Origin of the sequence: Embleya scabrispora DSM 41855 (genome assembly GCF_000372745.1) — a bacterium.
Lineage (GTDB): Bacteria > Actinomycetota > Actinomycetes > Streptomycetales > Streptomycetaceae > Embleya > Embleya scabrispora.
In genome coordinates, this window is the sequence record NZ_KB889715.1 from 15329 (window position 1) to 36074 (window position 20746).

The 20746-nt window shown below is 71.5% G+C and carries 18 protein-coding genes and 4 pseudogenes; 5 read left to right on the plus strand and 17 right to left on the minus strand.

Translation table 11 applies throughout. From position 1 onward, the window contains the following. Nucleotides 1-974: 974 nt before the first annotated feature. Entirely contained in the window at nucleotides 975-1310 is a 336-nt protein-coding gene (locus A3IC_RS0143510) for a YnfA family protein (protein ID WP_026219413.1), read from the plus strand. Nucleotides 1311-1373: 63 nt separating this feature from the next. Here the strand turns inward: A3IC_RS0143510 and A3IC_RS59955 are convergent. After that, a pseudogene (locus A3IC_RS59955) lies at nucleotides 1374-2154 on the minus strand (TSUP family transporter). A gap of 155 nt (nucleotides 2155-2309) precedes the next feature. Here A3IC_RS59955 and A3IC_RS0143520 point away from each other — a divergent pair. Beyond that, nucleotides 2310-2906 (plus strand): cadmium resistance transporter, encoded by a 597-nt coding sequence (locus A3IC_RS0143520; protein ID WP_020556356.1) that lies wholly within the window; start codon nucleotides 2310-2312, stop codon nucleotides 2904-2906. A gap of 22 nt (nucleotides 2907-2928) precedes the next feature. Here A3IC_RS0143520 and A3IC_RS69400 read toward each other — a convergent pair whose 3' ends face one another. Genes A3IC_RS69400 through A3IC_RS0143535 form a run of 3 tightly spaced genes read right to left on the minus strand, consistent with a single transcriptional unit; the run spans nucleotide 2929 to nucleotide 5627 of the window. Continuing rightward, nucleotides 2929-3075 (minus strand): hypothetical protein, encoded by a 147-nt coding sequence (locus tag A3IC_RS69400; protein WP_020556357.1) that lies wholly within the window; start codon nucleotides 3073-3075, stop codon nucleotides 2929-2931. Beyond that, nucleotides 3044-4642, minus strand: a complete 1599-nt coding sequence (locus tag A3IC_RS73860) for a hypothetical protein (protein WP_425387395.1) — start codon at nucleotides 4640-4642, stop codon at nucleotides 3044-3046. The genes A3IC_RS69400 and A3IC_RS73860 overlap by 32 nt, the downstream gene beginning before the upstream one ends. A gap of 28 nt (nucleotides 4643-4670) precedes the next feature. Further along, nucleotides 4671-5627, minus strand: coding sequence for a helix-turn-helix transcriptional regulator (locus A3IC_RS0143535; protein WP_020556358.1), 957 nt, complete (start codon nucleotides 5625-5627; stop codon nucleotides 4671-4673). Between the two features lie 91 nt (nucleotides 5628-5718). Between A3IC_RS0143535 and A3IC_RS0143540 the strand changes: the two genes are divergently transcribed. Together A3IC_RS0143540 and A3IC_RS0143545 are read left to right on the plus strand one after the other, a co-directional pair. Beyond that, nucleotides 5719-6708 (plus strand): MDR family NADP-dependent oxidoreductase, encoded by a 990-nt coding sequence (locus A3IC_RS0143540; RefSeq protein ID WP_020556359.1) that lies wholly within the window; start codon nucleotides 5719-5721, stop codon nucleotides 6706-6708. Then, a complete protein-coding gene (locus A3IC_RS0143545; RefSeq protein ID WP_020556360.1) occupies nucleotides 6705-7823 on the plus strand; it encodes a winged helix DNA-binding domain-containing protein in 1119 nt (372 codons plus the stop codon). Before A3IC_RS0143540 ends, A3IC_RS0143545 begins: the two co-directional genes overlap by 4 nt. A gap of 629 nt (nucleotides 7824-8452) precedes the next feature. Here A3IC_RS0143545 and A3IC_RS70400 read toward each other — a convergent pair. Further along, complete coding sequence (locus A3IC_RS70400; RefSeq protein ID WP_026219414.1) at nucleotides 8453-8734, minus strand: hypothetical protein; 282 nt, start codon at nucleotides 8732-8734, stop codon at nucleotides 8453-8455. A 118-nt stretch (nucleotides 8735-8852) separates the two neighbouring features. Here A3IC_RS70400 and A3IC_RS0143555 point away from each other — a divergent pair, with 118 nt between their 5' ends. After that, nucleotides 8853-9548 (plus strand): ester cyclase, encoded by a 696-nt coding sequence (locus A3IC_RS0143555; RefSeq protein WP_020556362.1) that lies wholly within the window; start codon nucleotides 8853-8855, stop codon nucleotides 9546-9548. A 250-nt stretch (nucleotides 9549-9798) separates the two neighbouring features. Here the strand turns inward: A3IC_RS0143555 and A3IC_RS71960 are convergent. From A3IC_RS71960 to A3IC_RS59975, 12 genes and pseudogenes are all read right to left on the minus strand, one after another. Continuing rightward, nucleotides 9799-10155, minus strand: a pseudogene (locus A3IC_RS71960) (transposase); the annotation flags it as partial. 814 nt (nucleotides 10156-10969) lie between these two features. Further along, the gene (locus A3IC_RS0143565; protein ID WP_020556364.1) at nucleotides 10970-11221 is read right to left on the minus strand and encodes a hypothetical protein; all 252 of its coding nucleotides are present in this window, start codon (nucleotides 11219-11221) and stop codon (nucleotides 10970-10972) included. A 798-nt stretch (nucleotides 11222-12019) separates the two neighbouring features. Further along, nucleotides 12020-12334, minus strand: a complete 315-nt coding sequence (locus tag A3IC_RS69405) for a hypothetical protein (RefSeq protein WP_158696338.1) — start codon at nucleotides 12332-12334, stop codon at nucleotides 12020-12022. 78 nt (nucleotides 12335-12412) lie between these two features. Continuing rightward, nucleotides 12413-13024 (minus strand): phosphatase PAP2 family protein, encoded by a 612-nt coding sequence (locus tag A3IC_RS0143585; RefSeq protein WP_020556368.1) that lies wholly within the window; start codon nucleotides 13022-13024, stop codon nucleotides 12413-12415. Further along, nucleotides 13021-13701 carry a DedA family protein gene (locus A3IC_RS0143590; protein ID WP_020556369.1) on the minus strand — a complete coding sequence of 227 codons (681 nt, stop codon included), beginning with the start codon at nucleotides 13699-13701 and terminating at the stop codon, nucleotides 13021-13023. The genes A3IC_RS0143585 and A3IC_RS0143590 overlap by 4 nt, the downstream gene beginning before the upstream one ends. Further along, nucleotides 13668-14372: a histidine kinase gene (locus A3IC_RS73865; protein ID WP_079027064.1), complete on the minus strand. Its 705-nt coding sequence runs from the start codon at nucleotides 14370-14372 to the stop codon at nucleotides 13668-13670. The genes A3IC_RS0143590 and A3IC_RS73865 overlap by 34 nt, the downstream gene beginning before the upstream one ends. Nucleotides 14373-14615: 243 nt before the next feature. Further along, complete coding sequence (locus tag A3IC_RS0143600; protein WP_020556371.1) at nucleotides 14616-15299, minus strand: response regulator; 684 nt, start codon at nucleotides 15297-15299, stop codon at nucleotides 14616-14618. Beyond that, the gene (locus A3IC_RS0143605) at nucleotides 15296-16600 is read right to left on the minus strand and encodes a sensor histidine kinase (protein WP_020556372.1); all 1305 of its coding nucleotides are present in this window, start codon (nucleotides 16598-16600) and stop codon (nucleotides 15296-15298) included. The genes A3IC_RS0143600 and A3IC_RS0143605 overlap by 4 nt, the downstream gene beginning before the upstream one ends. A 75-nt stretch (nucleotides 16601-16675) precedes the next feature. Next, entirely contained in the window at nucleotides 16676-17524 is an 849-nt protein-coding gene (locus A3IC_RS0143610; RefSeq protein WP_020556373.1) for an ABC transporter permease, read from the minus strand. After that, nucleotides 17521-18453, minus strand: a complete 933-nt coding sequence (locus A3IC_RS0143615) for an ABC transporter ATP-binding protein (protein ID WP_020556374.1) — start codon at nucleotides 18451-18453, stop codon at nucleotides 17521-17523. The genes A3IC_RS0143610 and A3IC_RS0143615 overlap by 4 nt, the downstream gene beginning before the upstream one ends. A gap of 834 nt (nucleotides 18454-19287) precedes the next feature. Beyond that, nucleotides 19288-19978, minus strand: a pseudogene (locus tag A3IC_RS59970) (response regulator). Continuing rightward, a pseudogene (locus A3IC_RS59975) lies at nucleotides 19975-20732 on the minus strand (sensor histidine kinase); the annotation flags it as partial. The pseudogenes A3IC_RS59975 and A3IC_RS59970, both read right to left, overlap by 4 nt. Nucleotides 20733-20746: the final 14 nt, after the last annotated feature.

The following is a 20746-nucleotide window of genomic DNA, read 5'->3' on the forward strand; positions in this document are numbered from 1 at the left end:
GATTCCGTTGCCGACCAGAAACTCCCCGATCTCGGCCTGCGCCGGCACGAGACTGGGAACCGGATCGACCAACCGCAGCCTGACAGGTCCGTGCGCTGCGAACAGGGCCTCGCGGACATCATCAGGTGCCCGTCCCGGACCGGCGTGTTCGCACAGGCAGGTGCCGCAGGACCCGCAGGAGAACTCCGAGTCCCACCACAACTCGTCCCGAAGGATGCACCGGTTCACCCGTCGCACCGCCATGCCGCCGCACTCGCAACGCGATGCGATCCTCGCCGTCCGACCAGTCACCCCGAACTCCCCGACGTTCCCCTCCTGCCGGCGTGATCCTCTCGCAGCCGACGACGCCCGCGCGACCGGATTCGGGCACGACCGCGTCCACCACGCGGCCGGTGACGGGATCCGTCGCGGAACTCGTCACACCGACGGGCAGGGCGAGACTGCGGCTTCGGCGTCAGCCATCAAGACCCGGTGCCAACAATCAAAACCAGGTTCCAACCACCGTGTCACGGCCCAGTGCTCGAACGGGCACCGACTGGCCTGGCCGAGCAACGCTGACCGTCGCAGGGAGTGTGACGACGACCGATAGATGGCCGGCCGTAGCCGAGAAGGCGCGACTCAGAATCTCAGCGTCGATTCGTAGAAGGCCCAACCGTCGACTGATAGTTGGCCGCTCGTGCACCGCGATGCTGCTGTGCTCCGCTACGTCGATCCGGTTCCGTGAAAGTGGTCAGCAGCAGGAACAGCCCGTCGCGCACCCGCACGAGTCGCCGCTCGCCTTGTCCGCCGTGCGGGAGGTGCCGGCGTGGGTGGGGGCGCAACAGCCCTCCCCACGCCAGGCGTTGACGCCTTCCTTGATGGCGATGGCGGCGACGACCAAGGCGGGCCGCGCACGGGTGCACCGGATCGTCGTGCGGCTGCGGGCACACTGCCGCCGCCGGGTCCGCCGTCGACGTCTCGGTACGCTCCCGCCCGTGACGATCTTGCGCTCCACCGCCCTGTTCCTGGCCGCTGCCGTCCTGGAGATCGGCGGGGCGTGGCTGGTGTGGCAGGGCACCCGCGAACACCGCGGCTGGGCCTGGATCGGCGCCGGCGTCATCGCGCTCGGCGCGTACGGGTTCGTCGCCACGCTCCAGGACGACGCCAACTTCGGCCGCATCCTTGCCGCGTACGGCGGTGTCTTCGTCGCCGGGTCCCTCGTCTGGGGCATGGCCCTGGACGGCTACCGCCCCGACCGCTACGACGTCACCGGCGCCCTGATATGCCTCGTCGGCGTCGCCGTCATCATGTACGCGCCCCGAACCACCTGAAGTACCCGGGGACGCGCCTGATACGGGCTGCCCCGCACCAACTCGCGTGCCCGGGCGTCGGGTTCAGCGCAGGCCCTGCACCGCGTACAGCACACCGACAGCCGCAGCCGGCGAACCCAGGAGGAGCCGCAGCGCGGTCTCGGGCGGGCGCGGCTGAACCGGGCGGCCGCGGTAGCCGCCGGCCAGGCCGCCCAGTCCGCACGCCAGGCCGAGCAGCCACTGCGGGGCGACGTCGCCGGGCGCGGCCGGCGCGAGCGCGGCGTAGGTGCCGGCGCCGACCAGGGAGGTGACGAACGTGGCGGCCGGCGCGGCGGGCAACGACGGCCACCGGCATGCCGCGGCCGACGAGTATCGGCCCGGGGATGGAGCCGCCGCCGATGCCGTAGATCCCGCCGACCGTTCCGACGCCGAGCGCGAGTGCGGTGGTGGTCCGCGGGGGAAGCGGTGCCGGGGTCCGAGCACGGGCCGGGCGCCGGGTGCGGGCGGACAGTCACAGGCCCAGCGGCAGGAGGAGGACCGCGACCAGGAGCCGGAAGACGCGCGGGCCAGGGACGGCGAACACGCACACGGCGGCGCCGATCACCATCCCCGGGGCACTGCCCCAGATCAGCAGCCGGACCAGCGGACCGCGGAGGGCTCCGGTCTTGCGGTGGCGCGCGAGCGCGCCGGGTCCGGCAACGACGTTGAACAGCAGGTTCGTCGGCGTCACCGCCGGGCTCGGCACCGCCAGGATGCCGACCCGCACGGGCAGCAGGAACACCGCACCCGACACGCCCACCGGGGTGGTCGGCACCGATATCAGCAATCCCGCGGTGAACCCGAGCAGCCCGGTGGACCAGGTCACCGCCGGCCCCTCCCCGGAACCGCCTTGATCTTCCGCGGTCGGTATCGGAGGTGCCCGGCAGCACCGGACGGGCAGGGGGTGTAGGCGCCCCACCGCGTCGGCGACCCGGTACTGTCGCCCGGCACACACCGAGCGGGAAGAGGGGCGTCGTTCCTGTGGACCTGGGCATCGTCGGGCAGGCGGTCGGGCTGTTCGCGGTCACGAACGTCGACGACATCGTAATTCTGGCGCTGTTCTTCGCTCAGGGTGCCGGGCACCGCGGGTCCGCCCGCCGGGTGGTGCTCGGCCAGTACGCCGGATTCGCGGCCATCCTCGCCGTCGCCGTGGCCGCTGCGGTCGGTGCGACGTTCCTGCCCGAGTCGGCGATCCCCTACCTCGGTCTGCTGCCGCTGGCCCTCGGGTTGAAGGCCGCTTGGCAGGCGTGGAAGCACCGGGGCGACGAGGACGATGAGCCGGAGGCCAAGGAAGGCGGCCCGACGATCCTGGAGGTCGCCGCAGTCACGTTCGCGAACGGCGGCGACAACATCGGCGTCTACGTCCCCGTGTTCGCCACCGCAGGTGGGGGCGGGATGGCCGTGTACGCCGCGGCCTTCCTGGTGCTGGTGGGCGTGTGGTGCCTGGCCGGCCGCTTCTTCGCCACCCGCCCGGTCATCGCCAAGGCCCTGAGCCGGTGGGGGCACATCCTGCTCCCGCTGGTCCTGATCACCATCGGGCTGCTCATCCTCGTCGAAGGCGGCGCCTTCGGCCTGTAGCGACCCGGGAGTTCCGCCGCGGTCAGCGGCTGCGCCGCAGCGCCGCCCACGTGCCCCACCCGGCCTCCGCCTCGACCGCGTCCCACCGGCCCGGCAGTGCGGCAGCGACGTCGGCGGCGGGCAGGTACAGCGGCCCGTCAACCCCGAGCTGGTTGACCCACAGCAGCACCCGCCGGGCGCGAGCACCCGGGCGGTCTCGACCGGGAAGAGCAGCATGCCCACCGCCACGGATGCGTCCGCCGGCGGCAGCGCAGCCGCGTCCGCGCACACCCGCACCGGCGACCGGCCCTCCGCTCGGCGCAGCATCGCCGTCGACAGGTCCTGGTCGGAAGGGTCCAGCCCCGGAGGCTGGTGCGTCGGCGGCGGTAGTCGATCAGGCCGGATGCGGCATCGAGTGCGGCCACGATCGGCGGGAGGGCGCCGTCGTACGCGAACAGGTCGCGGGGCAGGCGCCTCCGGGGGTGGCGCTCGTCGGTGAGCAGCCACGCGTGGGGGGTACCGAGGAAGTCGGTGGCCTCGCCGACGTCCATGTCCGAGGCCGGCTGGACCATCCGGACCGCGACGGCTCTGCATGCGAGGAGGTGGCGAGTGCGCGTGGTGGCGGGGAGGGGGCCGCGCCAGGAGTCGGGAAGCCGCTGCGGGATGTTCTCCGGCAGACAGCGGGCGCCGCGGCGGCCGGCCTTGGGGCCTCGGAGCAGGGCTCGTGCGCCGGGGAGGTTCGTCTGGGCCGGCTCGAATTCGCGGCGCTGGTACGAGGATGCGCGAGACCCGAGGTGAGCCCGGATCCGGCCCCAGGACACGGCGGTGGTGCGCGGGCCTGCGTGCAGCATGGTGGTCAACGCGTCGCGGAATTCGCCCTGTTCGAGGTTGATCATGGTGTCGGCGGCCTCGAGCAGGGTCGCGGAGGCGACGGCCGAGGGCGGCGGTGTGTCCCATCGCAGCCTTCGCCGTTCGTTCCTGTCGACGGCCGGCCGATTGAGGTGGTCGATGTGATGCTCGAACGCGTCGGAGGATCCAGAGACGACCCACTTGCTCTTGCGCCTGCCGCCGCGGGCCGAAGGGAGGTGGAAGCGGGGGTCGTCCAGGACCGGTTCGTGGTACCAGAGCCCGCCGATCTTCACCCCGCGCCGAGGGTGGACCTTGACATGGTGGGCCTTCAACAGGCGGTGGTACAGCGTCGCTTCGGGGATCCGCAGCGCGAAGCCGCCCTGCGATATCGCCGCGGCGAACAGCGAATTGGGGCTGTGGTCCTCGCCGGCTCCCCACGCCGGGGCGTACTCGCCCAGGATCCTGTTCTGCCGGATCGCCACCACCCAGGTCGCGATCAGGTGCTCCATCCGTTCCGTCGACAGCACCGCGTCGGCCTCCGGGGAGGCTCCGCGGTCGGCGACGTCCGCCCCGGTGAAGCCCGGCAGTTGCTCCAGCAGCAGGGCGTTGATCGCGGGGAACGCCCGCTCGACGGCGAACTTGTCCGTGGGGCGCAGCGTGCGGGCGGGCAGGATGTTGCGCCCCAGCGTCCGCTCCGCCTCGACGAGATGGTGGTTCTTGTAGGAACTGCCGTGGTCGGTGGTGACCGTCTCCGGGCAGAAGAACGGCAGCGCGGCGACCCGGTGGCCAGCGAACTCGGCGACCGGCGTGGCCGGGACGCCGGGGTAGGGCCATTCCATCTCCTCGCCCCTGCCCTCGCGCATCGGCAGCGGCATCATCACGTCGCGCAGCAGCATCGCGATGTCCACGAACGTCGCGGTGCCGCGGCGAGGATGGTCATCGGGGTGCGCGGGTGGCTCGGGTGAAGCGGGCGCCCCATTCCTGGACGTGCGCCGCGAACTCCGGTGGGCCCAGGACCTCGAACTCGGCGCCCATGTTGCCCAGTGCCTGGGTCGGCCAGTCGAGGGAGGTCGAGGTCATGGTGAGCCGGCAGCTGTCGTGGTCGAGCGGTTCGATCGTGCCCCAACGGCCGACCACACGCCGTACCCGTGAGGACGGCGCGTGTACGAGGACCTCGACCGTGTACGGAGCCGGGGCCCCGTTCGCAGCCTGGACGAAGGCCACGGCGTCCTCGGCCGGGAGCAGCCGCGAGCGAAAGCGCGCGCCGGTCGCCTTCGGTTCGGTCAGCCGGTCGAGGCGGAAACTGCGCCAATCGTGCCGGCCGAGGTCGTAGGCCACCAGGTACCAGCGTCCGCCGAGTGCCACGACACGGTGCGGCTCGACCTCGCGCTCGGTGGGTGCGCCGCCCCTGGCCGTGTAGCCGAATCGCAGCCGCTCCTGGTCCCGGCATGCCTGGGCGACCGCGGTCAGCAGCCCCGCCGCAACAGCCGGCCCCGACCCGCCGGCGGAGACGGTCATCGCCCGCAGGGCATCCACCCTGGTCCGCAATCGGGGCGGCAGGACCCGCACCACCTTGGTGAGTGCGCGCAGCGACGCCTCCTCCAACCCCTCGATCCCGCGCTGCGCCGCGTCGCCGAGACCCACCGCGAGGGCCACCGCCTCCTCGTCGTCCAGCAGCAGCGGCGGCAGGACGGCGCCGGGCGCGAGTTGGTAGCCGCCGTCGGTGCCACGCGCCCCGCCGACCGGGTAGCCGAGTTCGCGCAGCCGCTCGACGTCGCGGCGCAGCGTCCGCTCGGAGACCCCGAGCCGGTCGGCCAGTTCCGGGCCCGGCCAGTGCCGGTGGGTCTGCAGCAGCGAGAGCAGTCTGAGGGTGCGTGAGCTGGTGTTCGCCATGGCTGCATCCTGCCCGGACTTCCGGTCGGAAAGTGGCCGGAAGCCTCCCTAGAGTCGATCTCGAAGGCCATCCCCGAGGCGAGGACAGACCATGATCACCCGTGAGATCCGACTGACGGCCCAGATCGCCGGTATCCCGACGCTGGACCATTTCACCGTCGCCGAGACCGAGGTGGACGGTGAGGTCCTGGTACGCACCGACCGGATCGGGCTCGCCGCGACCTACCTGGAGCTGATGCGGGCCGACTGCACCATCCCGGTGCCGGCCTGGCGGCCGGGGCAGCGGGTGGGGGTGGCCGCCATCGGCACCGTCGTTCGATCCGACAGCCCGGAACTCGAGGTCGGCGACCTGGTGCAGTCCATGACCGGCTGGAGCGAGTATTCGGCCGGGCCGGCCGGTGCGTACCTCAGGCTCGACCGCGACCTGTTCGCCGACCCCGGCCACCACCTCGCCCAGGGACCGACCGCCTTCCACGGGATGGCCGAGGTGGCGAAAGTGGGCGAAGGCGACGTGGTCTTCGTCTCCGGCGCGGCGGGCGGGGTCGGGTCGCTGGCCGGGCAGATCGCCAAGTGCCTCGGCGCGTCGCGGGTGATCGGCAGCGCCGGCAGCCCGGCGAAGGTCGACTGGCTGGTGAACGAACTCGGCTTCGACGCCGCCTTCGACTACCACGACGGCCCGACGGCCGACCGGCTCGGGGAGCTGGCGCCCGAGGGCATCTCGGTCTTTTTCGACGTCGTGGGCGGCGAGCAGTACGAGGGTGCGCTCCGCGCGGCCCGGCCCGGAGCCCGCTTCGCCCTGTGCGGTTCGCTGTCCAGCCAACTCGGCGACGCGGCGCAGCGCTTCCCACACCCCGACCGCGCGGCGGCCGAGGCCGGCGGCATCGAGCTGTTGCCGTTCTCGTGCCGCCATACGCCCGACCAGATTGCGGCCTGGCGCGAGCACTTCGGCAGGTGGCTGGGCGAGGATCGCTTCGTCTACCCGCAAACAGTGGTCGAGAGTGGGATCGAGGGCGTGCCGCAGGCGTTCCTCTCTCTGCTGCAGGGTTCCTACCAGGGCAACGTCTCGGTGCGGCTGTCGTGACCGCACTCTCCCTGCGGGCCCTGAACCGGGCGCTGATGGACCGCCAGTTCCTGCTGCAGCGCACCGATCACACCCCGCTGGAGGTGATCAGGCGACTGGTCGCACTACAGGCACAGGAGCCGAACTGGGCCTATGTCGGACTGTGGACCAGGATCCACGCCTTCACGCAGCGCGAACTCACCGCACTGGTGGAGAACCGGCAAGTGGTGCGCTCCGGCCTGCTGCGCAGCACCCAGCACTTCGCCGCAGCCGACGACTTCCGTCGGCTGCGGCCACTGTTGCAGCCCGTGCTCGACCGCACGGCCGGCTCGCCCCACTTCACCCGGAACAGCGCAGGCCTGGACGCGGCGTCCTTGGTGGCCGAAGGACTCGGGCTGCTCGCGGGAGGAACGCTGTCGCGCAAGGAGTTGGCCCGGCGGCTCACCGAACGCCATCCGGGACGCGACGGCCGGGTTCTGGCCGGGCAGGTGGAACTGTGCACTCCCCTCGTCCATGACGTTGCCACCGGCGCATGGGGCTCCTGGGGCAACCGGTCGGCGGTCTCGGTGACGCCCGCCGAGGTCTGGCTGGGACAACCGATGACGACGACGGCGACTGCCACCAAGGATTCGGCCAAGGAACTGACCCGCCGCTATTTGGCCGCCTTCGGCCCGGCCGGAGTCGAGGACGTTCAGCGCTGGTGCGGGCAGACCCGGTTGGGCGAGGTCGTCGCGCAGATGCGCGACGAACTGCGCTGCTACTCCGGCCCCGATGGCAGGGATCTGATCGATCTGGCAAACGCTGAGCTGCCCGATCCCGAGACGCTCGCTCCGGTGCGGCTGCTGCCCGCCTTCGACAACGTCCTGCTCGGCCACGCCGACCGGACCCGGGTCATCAGCGACGAGGACCGGAAGCGGGTGATGCCCGGCCGGGCACGGGTACTGCCCACCTTCCTGGTGGACGGATGGGTGCACGGAACGTGGTCCCTCGACACCGGGACGCTGCGACTCACCCCGTTCCGACCGCTCCGGGCGACCGATCGGGCGGCCCTGGAGCAGGAAGCCGACCGGCTGCTGCACTTCGTGGGAGCCGGGGCGGTGTCCTACAGCGACTCTGTCGCGGCTCAGTCGTCGTGACCCCGGCACCTACCACTGGATGCGTCATCATCGTCGCGCCGAAGCCGCATCCGGCCGACCGCGACCTCAAACTCGCCGGCTACGAGGTCTTCCGATTCGGTCACCGTCCTGCGCCTGGTCGCACCCTTCGGCTGAACCCGGCATCCGTGCCACGGGGTCTCGGCACCCGAGGGCGCAACCGCCCGCGCTCGAACTCGCGCAGTGCGAGTGCGTTCGTTTCATTCGGTGAACGGCACGTGGTGAACGGCACGTGCCGCAGCATCCGTTACAGGGTTCGGGCGCGCGGCGGGTGGACGGGGCGTTCGGGTGGGTCCCTGGATCAGTCAGGAGTGAACGTGGTGGAAAGGACAGGCCCGCATCGCCTCGAGCCGCACCCGTCGCAGAAGACGCGGGCTCGATCACGCGGATCACTCGAGCGCCCCGAAAGCCACAATGCCTGTGCTCGGCCTGCCGGCAACGCCGACCCGAGCGGGCCTTGACCAGAGCCGAGAACCTCATCGCCGGACTCGACCAATGCCCCGCATGGCTCGGGGACTTCGCCATCGAGGTCGCCGCCCGGTTCAGTGCGGGACGCGCCTGCGTCTTGCTCACCGACCTGGGCCGAACGCTCGCCGACGGTGCCACCCGAATCACCCACAAGCCGTACTCGACCGCGCCCGCCGAACGGGACGATCCATGGGCTCGCCGGCCCGCGCGCTCGAAACGTTCTTCACCACCCGCCGCCTGGCACTGCCGCGGGCGTGGCGCAGGGTGTGCGGGACGACGTCGATGCCGTGGTGTTCGAGGGTGGTGATCAGGGCGTGTTGGGCGGCGTCGACGATGGCCGGGTTCGGGGCGACCATGAGGAGGTTCATCCCGATCCACGGCGAACTGAGCGGGTGCGCGGTCGCGGGTGGCGTGCTCTCGCGCATCGGTGGGCACCAGAAGAACCCGCAGCCGTCCAACACCTCCCGAAGCAACCCACCACGTCCCCGGGAACGAGGCATAAGGTGGTATTGGCGGCAGCCCGAGAGGTACTGGAGGCACGCCGTGACGTTCGTTCAACTCATCGAATGCAAGACCGGCAGGGTCGACGACATGAACCGGCTCATGGACACATGGGTCGAGCAGACGAAGGGCAAGCGGACCGCCACTCACGCGATCGTGGGTCGGGACAGGTCCGACGCGACGCACATCGTCGAAATGGTCGAGTTCCCGTCGTACGAGGAAGCGCAACGCAACTCGTCACTCCCCGAGACCAATCGGATTTTCGAGGAGATGGTCGCGCTGTGCGACGAACCGCCGACGTTCACCGACCTCGACGTGTTGCGTGACGAACAGCTCAACAAGCAGAGCGCGCTGCGTTTGTTCGAGGAGGTCATCGCCAAGGGAGACCTGGGTCGACTCGACGAGTTCTTCGCGGCCGACTATCACGATCACGACGTCGCCAACGAAGAGGACACCCGCGGTGTCGACGGCATACGCCGGGAGATCGAGGGCTACCGGGCGGCGTTCGACTTCGAGTTCACCGTGGACAGCGCGCTGGCGGACGGCGACGAAGTCGCGGTCCGGTGGAGTTGGCTGGGCAGGCACATCGGCGACTTCGGCGGCATATCGCCGACGAACGAGAATGTCTCGTTCACCGGCGTCACGAGCTTCCATTTCCATAACGGCAAGATCGTGGAAGGCTGGTGGAACTGGGACAACCTCGCGATGCTCCGCCAGGTCGGCGCGATCACGCCGTAGCGCCGGCTCCGGCCATGGTCGCTTCGGAGCCACGCGACCACACGGCCATATCCCGGCGGCCAGGGCCCGCTTCCCGTCGTCCGTGGCGCGGTTCCGACGGCCTCGCGACGTCCTCCCGACCGTCGGACGCCCAGGAGCGAAGGGCTCTCGAAGACCGCCCCGAAAACAACCATCGGCACACGGCCCGGCCCTTCCCGTCACCGCGCAGCCTCCACTCCGCGCGACGACCGAAGGACCGCCGACGACGCGACCGAGGAACGTCGTATCCGGCGTCGAACCCGATCAACACGTCCGGATCGCCCGACTTCCACCGGCCGGCGGTCACCAACCGTCCGAGGATGGTGCGGACCTGGACCGCGGTGGCCGCGGCCTCGTCCTCGCCGGGCCCGAGTCGCACCGCGTCCAGGACCACCGTCCACGAGTTGCTGCCCGGCTCCAGAGCGGCGACGACCGAGAACGGCCGGCCGGGCATCGTCCGGTGCCTGCCCTCACCGCGTCCGAACGTGTGGCGGAACGCACGGCCCGGGCTGGTGTCCGCGTCCGGCCGGAGCCACGGGCTGATGTCGACCGCGAGGACGAGTCGTCCGTCGGCCGCGCGATGACCGGGCGGGCCGGGCCCCGGAAGGGCACCGGGAATGCGCAGCGCGTCCGCGATCCGTTCGATGGTCTCCAGCGCGGTCACCGTCGCCTCCCCGCGCGATCTTGGAGTTCCGGTGGGGGCGCAGGGCGCGGCCGGTGCCCGAGGGGCGGGGCGGCCGGCCGCGACGTGTCGACGGGGACGTTCGGGCCCACACGCGAACGCTCCGCGACACGGCCCACGATCGCGCCCGCCCGACCACCCGGCCGGGGTGCCGCGCCGGGCCGGGGTCGTGTGTTCACCCGATCCGCCGTGCCAACCGCTCTCGGCGGCGGTGTCCGACGGCCTGCCGGGCCTGCTCGCGGACGCCGCCACGTGTCCGGTCGAGGTCAGGCCAACGCTCAGTTCCGGGGGATCTTCAAGACCGTCCAACATTGGTCGGCCCATGAAACGTCCCGGCTCGCATATGCCCGAGTTCCGCGAGGAAGCGATTCAACCGGCGCTGAAGTCCGCTTCTCGGCCGATCGCGCAGACCGGGCGAGAACGCGATGTGCGCCCGGAGGCGCTCCGCAACCGGGTCCGGGAGTACAAGCGCGAGCACGAGAGCACCGACGAGGCGTCCTCCGTGGACGAGCGCGCGCCAGGCTACGACGACGCTCAGGTGCCGAAGGACAGTCGGTCGGGGCTGGTCTCGTACTTCGTGGCCGGTCCCAACGACCGGATGTCCGAGCTCTACACCGCCTTCGTCGATGCGGTCGGCAAGGTGGAGAAGCGCCACCCGGAGATCCGCATCGTGGCCGGACGCGGCGAACATGACGCTCAACGTGCAGGACGATGCGCGTGGTCACGACGCCTCCTTCTTGCGCCGGCGCTCGGCAGCGCTGGTCAGGAGCCTGGTGTACATCGCGCAGTGAACGTCACGGCCGGTCTGCGGGTCGGCCGTCCAGGCCGCGAACCAGGGGCTCGCCCCGGCGGCCGCGCTGCCGATGTAGGCGCCGATCGCCGCAGACGGCGGGGCGATGCTCTCGGTGGTGTCCTGGGCAACGAGGCCCTGGGTCGAGTTGACCTCGTAGGTGTGGGACGGGTGGGTACACACGAGGCTCCCTGCTGTCGCGTGGCCGGGGTGGTTTCGGATCGAACCGATGGGACCGGCAACCTCCGGTCCCGGTCGCCCCGTTGACAGCAGACGACCGGGACCGACCTGGAATGCGTCGGGTTCAGGGACGGCCGACGTCGAGGAAGACGCGGTCCCCGTTGATGCGCGGCGCGTGATATGCGTACTACCTGACCGCACAGGTGTTCGGCCACCCGCGCGGCGACCGCGACGCTGGCGCAGGTCAGCAGGTCAGCAGGTCACCGAACACGGCGTCCGTCTGGAACGTGCAGTTCGGGTCGATCGTGCGAGCTTGAATCAGGCGAGCGTCGTCGCTGCTCATGAGGGCCTCCGAGGTGTGGGTGTCGAAGGCGGCCGGGTGACGCGATTGCGGGTTCGGCGCAGGACGGCGTACGGGCCGACAACGGCGCGCATGGCCTCTTCGCGCTGCTCGTGCATGGTGTACAGCGCGGGGTTGACCTCGAGGTGGTGTCTCCACTGGGTCTGACCAGCCCTGGGCGAAGAGCCGAGGCGGTTCGGTGCCCAGCGCGCGGCACCAGTCCAGCATCTGCTGCTTGGTCAGGTAGGGAGGCCGAAGGAGGGGAAACGAGGTCCGCCACGGTTTCCAGTTGCCCCGGATGCCGGGGAGGCGGCGGCGTTCGGAGTTGTCTATGCCGATGCAGAGGATGGTGTGGGCCGGGTCCTTGTTGACCTCCAAGCAGTCCTCGCACGAAGCGCGCGGGTTCGCGGATTCCGGGACGACATGACGTGCCAATCCACCCGCCTTTCGGTTTGGTTGGCCTATGGCCAAACGATCAGCCGGCCCGCAGCGGGCCGGGCGGCGGACATCGACGGCCGTCCGTTCAGCGCGCTCGACCACGCGAGTACCGTGCCGTCCGGACGCAGCACCTGGACGAGTACCGACCCACCGCGCTCGGCCGGGAACTCGCCGCCCGGTACGCCGGTGCGGGCCAAGTCGACCGGCGACGGTCCGGGCCCGCCGACTCGCGTCGGCGTCGATCGTGCGTTCCAGGGACCGCCGGTGGAGCAGGACGAACGCGGCGATCGCCACAGCCAGGACCAGCGCCACCACCACGGCGGCGACCGGGTGCGCACGCCCGCGTGGCACCGGGACCACGTACCACCCACGTACCTGTGCCCACCGGTCCGCCAACGCGGTGCGGCCGCGCTCGATCATCGCCCGGTGGCGACCCACGGACGCATCCGCGAGTCGCGCATCCGCTCCACCAAGGGCGCGGCCCGACCCGCCGCCACGGTCAGCGGCCACGCGAACAACGCCCCGACAAGGAGACCTACGAGGACGTCGTGCGGGTAGTGCACGCCCACCCACACCCGGGAGGCCGCCATCGCCAGTGCCGCGACCGCCGCGAGGATGCCCAGGGCACGGTTCAGCAGCCAGATCACGGTCGCCGCCGCGGCCGCGATCACCGCGTGGTTGCTCGGAAACGACCAGTCGCCGGGAGCCGGGCAGCTCTCGACGGTGAACGAGTTCGCCATGGTCTGGCAGGGCCGCTGTTCGTGGACCAGGCTCTTGAGCCCGGTGTCCAGCGCGTACACCAGGGCCACCACCAGCGGCGCGCACAGCGCCCGGGCCATTCGTACCGTGTCCTGCCCGCGCGCCGACCACCACGCGAGCACCATCAGCACCGCGAACACGGCCAGGCCGTACGCGGTCCAGTCCTCGATCACCCGGTTGACGAAATCCGGCGCGTGCCGGGCCCATGCGGTCACCCGCGTGTACAGCCCGCCGTCGACGGACGAGCCGGAAAGGGCCGACTCGCTCATGATTCCTCCCGATGTCCGGCGTGTCGGAGTGTGGTGCTCTGCTTCCGCCGCCGCGTCTTGAGCAGTTCGAGGGCGATGGGCGTCAGCGACACCAGGACGACCAGCGCCACGATCGGAAGCAGGTAGGTGTCCACGTTGGGCACCGACGAACCCAGGCCGTAGCCCGCCATGACCAGACCGATCGCCCAGACCGCCCCGCCGAGGGTCTGCCACAGCGTGAAGGTGCGCACCGGCATCTCCAGGACGCCGGCGAGGGGGTTCAGCACGGTACGCACGATCGGTACGAAGCGGGCCAACACCACCGCCTTGGCGTGTCCGTACCGGGCCAGCAGTTCCTCGGCCCGCTGCACACCCTCGTGCAGGCTCTTGTTCTTGTACCGGGCGAGCAGCGCGCGTCCGCCGCGGCGGCCCAGGACGTACCCGACCTGCGCGCCGATCAGGGCTCCGGCCACGGCGGCCAGCAGGACCTGCCACAGCGTCAGGTGGACCCCGGAGGAGCTCGACACGCACAGCAGACCGGCGGTGAACAGCAACGAGTCGCCGGGTAGGAAGAAGCCGATCAGCAGACCGGTCTCCGCGAACAACACCACGGCAATTCCGATCGCACCGAACGCGGACAACAACGAACTCGCGTCCAGGACGTTCACGGCCAGGTCGGACACGGCCGACGGCGCCATAGCGCTCCCTCCGATATTTCGCGGTCCGGTGTCGGTTCGACCGTGTATCGCGGGAACGACGACGTACCGGAACTCTTTCCTCGAAACCATTGCGGATCACGCCTGAGAGAACGCTGAGAGCAAGGGGCGCCGCGCGGCCCAGCGCGGGGCGTCCTCGCCCGGTCGGACCAGACCTGCGTAGGGGAACAACACCCGCGCATGCCGGCCCGGCCTCGACCGGACGACGACGGCCCCTGGGGGGTGGCCCGGCCGGGTTCGTTGTGCGCCGAGATCGAGACAGTGCGCGGCAAGGCGGTGCGGCCGAAGTCGATGTCGACCCGGGCCCGGGCATCGGGGGCGGCGTGTTTGACCCATCGGTGGGCGCCTCCTGGACGATCCGGTGGTGGCCGGGTCAATCGGCGCGGCCCTGAGCGCAACGGGCGACCAGCGCCTTCAGGTTCGAGGAGGCGTGTCGGGGCGTACGGGCGCGTCCCGTCGGCGCGGGCAAGTATGTCGAGGACTGCGAGCAACAGACGTGGATGGGCCAGGGCCGTGCGGCCGGTGTCGGTCACGGTGGACAGCGTGCGGTCCACCACCGCGGGCTGGTCGGCGCGGGCCGGCTTGGTGGCCTCCGCGTGCAGGACCGTGATCGAGACGCCGTGCTCCAGGATGTCGTGGATCTCCCGGGCGATTTGGTCCCGTTCCTCGGCGACCGCGGCACGGGCGAGCGGGTAGCCTCCTGGGCCCGGCCCGGGGCCGGCTGCTTCGTCGGCCTGGAGGTTGCGGACGGCTGTGCCGCCGAGGTGGTCCGGCCGGCGCCCAGCTACCCCACGGTCGACGAGGTCCGCGGCGTGCTGCGGGCCGTGTGCGTGAAGCCGGCGCCGCCGCGGCCACCGCGCGCCGGCCGTACCACGTGGCCTCCCGGACCGGGGAGGTCACTCGGGTCCGCCCGCGTTGGGCCGGGCCAGGCCGAGGTCGTACGCGAAGATCACCGCCTGGATCCGGTCCCGGGCGCCGATCTTCGCCAGCACCCGGCCGACGTGCGTCTTGACGGTGGACTCCGAGACGACCAGGCGCTCGGCGATCTCCGCGTTGGTCCAGCCGTTTCCGATGGCCAGCAGGATCTCGTGTTCGCGTTCGGTCAGCGTGCGCAGGCGCGGGTTCTCGCTCGGGTCGCGCTCCTCGGCGTGGGTCGGCAGGTGCCGGGCGTACGCGTCGAGCAGACGTCGGGTCAGCGCGGGCGCGATCACCGCGTCCCCGCCCGCGACCGCCCGGATGCCGGCCAGCAGTTCCTCCGGATGCGCGTCCTTGAGCAGGAAGCCGCTGGCCCCGGCGCGCAGCGCGGCGTGCGCGTACTCGTCCAGGTCGAAGGTGGTCAGTACGAGTACGCGCGAGCGGCCACCGGCGGCGATGATCCGCCGAGTGGCCTCGATGCCGTCCATGCCGGGCATCCGTACGTCCATGAGCACCACGTCGGGGCGCAGTTCGGCGGCCTGCCGTACCGCCTCGGCGCCGTGCGCCGCCTCGCCGGCGACCTCGGTGTCCGGAACCGCTTCGAGCAGCATCCGAAAACCGTAGCGCTGCAGTGGCTGGTCGTCGACGATGAGCACGCTGGTCATGAGGCAGCTCCTTGCGGACCGGGCAGCGGGGCGAGGTGGAGGGTGGCCTGCACCGTCCATCCTCCGCCGGGTCGGGGTCCGGCGACCACGGTTCCCCCGTACAGCGCGGCGCGCTCGCGCATGCCCGCGAGGCCGTGTCCTTCCTCGGGTGCGAACGTGGGCCTCTTGTCGTCGGTGGGTGGTCCGGTGTCCTGGACGTGGATGCGCAGCCGGCTTTTCCGGACGTTCAGCGCGAGTCGGGCCCGGGTCTGCGGTCCAGCGTGTTTGAGCGCGTTGGTCAGCGCTTCCTGGGCGATCCGGTAGGCGGCCAACTGCACGCCGCGGTCCAGTGCGGCCACGTCCCCGGTGCTGCGGTATTCGACCTGTGGTCCGGCGGCGCGGATCCGGCTGCACAGCGCGTCCAGGTCGGCCATCCCCGGTTGCGGGCTGAGTTCGAGGGCGTCGGTCTGCTCCCGCAGCGCGCCGAGCATCCGCCGCAGTTCGCCCAGCGCTTGGCGGCCGGTGTCGGCGATCAGGTCGAGCGCCTCGGGGCCGCGCTCGGGGGTGACTCGAGCCGCGTACGCGCCGCCGTCGGCGAGGGTGATCATCACGGACAGGTTGTGCCCGACGATGTCGTGCATCTCGCGCGCCACCCGGGTGCGTTCGCCGGCTGCTGCGAGCTTGCTGCGCTGATCGCGCTCGATCTCCATCCGGGCCGCGTGCTCGCGCAGGACCGCGAGCTGGGCCCGCCGGATCCGGACCGCGAACCCCAGGGCGGTGGCCGCGGTGATCGCGCAGAACAGGAAGAACAATCCCTCGCCCACGGATACCACAGCCCAGAGCCGGGCGGCGACCACGGCCGGCACGGCGGCCAGGAGCAGGCCGGCCCAGGGCAGCCGGCGCAGCCGCCCGTGCAGGGCCAGGCTGTACAGCGCGATCAGCAGCGCGACGTCGGTGCGCAGCCAGACGCCGATCGACCACTGGAGCACGAAGACGGCCGTGATCGCGGCGAAGGCCGGGAACGGCGCGCGGCGCCGCCACAGCAGCGGCAGTACCAGTCCGGCCTGCAGCGCCACGGTGGCGGCCACGGGCACGGAGTGGAACACGCCCGTCAGTTCTCGCGGGCCGTTGCGGTGGATCAGGTCCGGCACACAGAACATCAGGCAGACCGCCATCACGATAGCCGCGTCCAGGGCCCATGGGTGGGCCCGATCCGCCCGGCGCAGCCGCCGGCCCAGGCGGGCTGCCCGGATCACCAGCGGGTGGCTCCACAGTGGGTCGAGTACTTCGGCGGGAGGCGGTCCGGGGGCGTCGGTGTGCACGAGAGTCACCTGTCGATGATGGCTGGTGCCGGGCCGGTGTGGCGCCGACCCGGCCCGTCGGGACTGCTGACGCGATCAGGCGTCGGTACGCGCCAGCCGCCACGCGGCGCCGGTCAGGGCCAGGGCGGCCCATCCGAGGAAGACCACGAGCCCGGCCGTCGGCGTCAGGGTATGTGCGCCGTGGTGCAGCTCGAACATGGACTGGCCCGCTTCGCTGGGCAGGTACAGCTTGACGTGGTTCTGCCACGAACTGGGCAGCAGCGAGGTCAGGCCGGGGATCAGCATCAGCGAGGCGACCAGCACCGAGATGCCGCCGGCCACCGAGCGCAGCAGGGCGCCGAGGGCGACGCCGATCACCCCGACCAGGCCCAGGTAGAGTCCGGCGCCCAGCAGGCTGCGCAGCACACCCGAGTCGGAGATGCCGATCGCGGCGGGCGTGCTCGAGACGATGCCGCTGCCGATCGGGAAGGCGGTGAACACGCCGACGAGACCGACCGCGAACGCGATCAGGCCGAAGACCGCGGCCTTGGCCCACAGCACCGGGAGGCGGCGCGGGACCCCCACCAGGGTGGAGCGGATCATCCCGGTAGAGTACTCGCCGGCGGTGACCAGCACGCCCAGGACGCCCAGCGCCAGCTGAGCGAAGTTGGTCCCGAACAGGGACAGGCTGACCGCCGTGGAGTCTGCGAAGTCGGCGTCCATGTGTCGCCCGGAGGAGAACCTGGACTCGTACTGCGCCGCGGCGATCAGCCCGAAGGCGACCAGGAACACCAGGGCCAGGGCGAGGGTGATCCAGGTGGAGCGCAGCGACCACAGCTTCGCCCACTCCGAGCGCAGTACGCGCCGACCGGTGACCCGATACACCGGGCGTACGGCCGGCGTGGGCGCGGCAGCGGGGACCGCGGTGGTGGTGAGTGTGCTCATGCGGCTGCCCTCGCGGAGATCTCGGTGGTGCCGTGGTATTCGACCGAGTCCTTGGTCAGCTCCATGAACGCGGCTTCGAGCGAGACCGTCCTGGCGGTCAGTTCGAACAGGGCGATCCCGGCCGCGGCGGCCTTCAGGCCGATCTCGCGCGCGGTCAGGCCGACCACATACAGCTCCTCCTCGCCGCCCCGGCCGGTGATCTCCACACCGGGACCGGCCAGCACCTCGCGCAGGCGCGCGGGGTCGGCGGTGGCCACCGACACCGTGTCGCCGCCGGCCCGGCGGACCAGGTCGTGCACGGTGGTGTCGGCCAGCAGGCGGCCCTGGCCGACGATGATCAGGTGGTCGGCGACGAGCGCCATCTCGGTCATCAGGTGCGAGGAGACGAACACGGTGCGGCCGTCGGCGGCCAGTTCGGTGAGCAGGTTACGAATCCACAGCACGCCCTCCGGGTCCAGGCCGTTGACCGGCTCGTCGAGCATGATGGTGGCCGGGTCGCCGAGCAGCGCGGCGGCGATCCCCAGGCGCTGGCCCATCCCCAGGGAGAAGGACTTCGCGCGCTTCTTCGCCACCGACTGCAGGCCGGTCAGCTCGATCACCTCCTCCACCCGGCGGCGCGGAATCCCGTGGGTGTGCGCCTGCGCCATCAGGTGCGCGAAGGCGGAGCGGCCGGGGTGGACGGACTTGGCCTCCAGGAGCACGCCGACCTCCTGGAGGGGGGCCGTGTGCCCCGCGTAGCGGCGCCCGTTGACGGTCACCGTGCCGCCGGAGGGCGTGTCCAGACCCACGATCATCCGCATGGTGGTGGACTTGCCCGCCCCGTTGGGGCCCAGGAATCCGGTCACGGATCCCGGCTTGACCACGAAGTCCAGCCGGTCGACGGCCGTCCGGTCTCCGAAACGCTTCGTCAGCTGCGTTGCCTCGATCATCGCGTCTTCTCTCGCCTACGACGGGTCCGGGCTTCCCGGACTGCCTCACCGGCAACGCTAGAAGCAGCGAAGCCGCCGACCGTGGTACCGCGGACTGATCCGCGCGCCGGGGGTGGTACCGCGGTACCACGGCGGGGCCCGGAGGAATGGGCGGCGGCCGTTCCGGGCCGGGGTCGACCCGAAGTGCGCTGATCCGGCGGCCGATCGCCATGCCGCCGGAGTTGGTGGCCATCCACGGCCGCGCGGGCAGCGCCGGGGTGATGGTCACCGTCAGTGCGAACTCCCCCTGCGTACGGGAGGATCGACGGCGTAGCCGGCCGAACTGCCCGACCGGCCGTTGCCGCCGGAGCGACCCGAGGAGCCCGAACAGCCTAGCCGGTGCCGCCGCTACGGCTACGGGGAAGAGGAACTCCACGAAGATCCGGTGAGTGAGCGTTCGGGTTCACGGGGAGCCTTCCTCGACCCCGGCACGTACTGCGGAGACCCGGCGGCGGAAGCCGCGCAAGGCGTCACGACGCGATCGGCGACCGCGGCACGCCACAACCTGGCGGCCTCCGACCCTGGACACGGCTTCTGCAACGACTCGCAGACCCAACGCATCCGCCCCGGAAGCGACGCCGCGCCCCGCTGGTCCTGCTCATCGCGTTGACCAGCCTGTTCGCCCACACGCGGGGACGGATCGAGGCAACCGGAAGGGCAACCGGAGACGCAATGGGAGGAGCAACGGGAGAAGCAACCGCGACCGCCGGTCGCGCGCCGGCCCGGGCCATCGCACCGGCGCCACCGGCCCCGTGATCACGGGAACGCTCGCGGGCGTGGCCTCTCGTGTCCGCCTCACCCCTGCGCTCGCGCCGGCTCGCTGCCGCCGCCTGCGCTGACCAAGCCCATCTCGTAGGCCGCCACCACCGCTTGGACGCGGTCCCGGAGGCCGAGTTTGCCCAGGATGCGGGCCACATGGGTCTTGACCGTCGCCTCGGACAGGTGCAATCGGCCCGCGAGTTCCGCGTTGCTCAGGCCCCGGGCCGGCAGGCCCAGGACCTCCAGTTCCCGAGGGGTCAGCGCGGACAGGTCTCGGTGGAGCGAGGTCACGTCCGGATCACGGCGGGCGAACCGTTCGACCAGTCGACGGGTGATCGCCGGCGCCGACAGTGCGTCGCCGGAACGGACCATGTGCACGGCGGCGACCAGGTGTTCCGGCGTGACGTCCTTGAGCAGGAAGCCGCTCGCCCCGGCGGACAGCGCCGCGTAGACGTAGTGGTCCAGGTCGAACGTGGTCAGGATGACCACCCGAGGCTCGGCAGCGGCACCGGTCAGGACGGCGGGTGGCCTCCAGACCATCCAGCTCGGGCATCCGGATGCCCATCAGGACCACGTCGGGTCGGGTCCGCCGAACCGCCTCCACGGCTTCGGTGCCGTTGGTCGCCTCGCCGACCACGTCGATCCCGCTCGCCGCCAGGATCATCCGGAACCCGGTGCGCACCAGCGCCTGATCGTCGGCGACCACAACGCGCAACGGCTCGGTCACGGCGCCTCCAGGGGGATCAGGGCTTCTACGCGGTAGCCACCGCCGACACGCCGCCCGGCGTGCAGCGTCCCACCGTAGACGGCGAGACGTTCGCGCAGTCCGATCAGGCCGCGCCCGTTGCCCGCATCGGCGCCGGTACCGGGTTGGCCGCCGGAGTCGGCGCCTCCACGCGCAGTTGCTCGGCACCATACTCGACCAGCACCGTCGCGGTCGCGCCCGTCGCGTGCTTGACGGTGTTGGTCAACGCCTCCTGGACCACCCGGTACGCGGCCAGTTCGACCCCCGAGGGCACGGCGCGTCGCTCCCCGGTCACGGTCAATTCCACCGGCAGTCCGGTTTCGCGGACCCGCCCGATCAGCGCGGCCAACCGGTCCAGTCCGGGCTGCGGCGTCAGGTCCGCGGTGCCGGCCGGTTCGGGTGCGTCGGTGTCGACCGCGAGCAACCCCATCACGCGCCGCAACTCGGCCAGCGCCGCCCGACCGCCCGCCTCGACCGCGAGCAGCGCCTCGCGGGCCTGCTCGGGAGCACCGGTCATGACCGTGCGCGCGGCGCCGGCCTGAATCACCATCACACTCACGTTGTGCGTCACCACGTCATGCAACTCCCTTGCGATCCTGGCGCGTTCATGCTCCACCGCACGGTGCAGCGCGTCCTCTTGGTCGCGCTCCAGGTCGCGCAGCCGGCGGCGGTCCTCGTCCGCGCGACGCCGCCAGGTGCGAAGTCCGTTGGCCGCGACCACGATCGGGGCCAGGATGGGGCCATCAGGGC

What these genes read in the sequence shown, in the direction of transcription:
- A3IC_RS0143540 (WP_020556359.1), top strand. Translation starts at nt 5,719, where the DNA reads ATGATCACCCGTGAGATCCGACTGACGGCCCAGATCGCCGGTATCCCG.
- A3IC_RS0143590 (WP_020556369.1), bottom strand. Translation starts at nt 13,701, where the DNA reads ATGGCGCCGTCGGCCGTGTCCGACCTGGCCGTGAACGTCCTGGACGCG.
- A3IC_RS70400 (WP_026219414.1), bottom strand. Translation starts at nt 8,734, where the DNA reads ATGCGCGAGAGCACGCCACCCGCGACCGCGCACCCGCTCAGTTCGCCG.
- A3IC_RS0143600 (WP_020556371.1), bottom strand. Translation starts at nt 15,299, where the DNA reads ATGACCAGCGTGCTCATCGTCGACGACCAGCCACTGCAGCGCTACGGT.
- A3IC_RS0143610 (WP_020556373.1), bottom strand. Translation starts at nt 17,524, where the DNA reads ATGAGCACACTCACCACCACCGCGGTCCCCGCTGCCGCGCCCACGCCG.
- A3IC_RS0143615 (WP_020556374.1), bottom strand. Translation starts at nt 18,453, where the DNA reads ATGATCGAGGCAACGCAGCTGACGAAGCGTTTCGGAGACCGGACGGCC.
- A3IC_RS0143535 (WP_020556358.1), bottom strand. Translation starts at nt 5,627, where the DNA reads ATGGCGAACACCAGCTCACGCACCCTCAGACTGCTCTCGCTGCTGCAG.
- A3IC_RS0143585 (WP_020556368.1), bottom strand. Translation starts at nt 13,024, where the DNA reads ATGAGCGAGTCGGCCCTTTCCGGCTCGTCCGTCGACGGCGGGCTGTAC.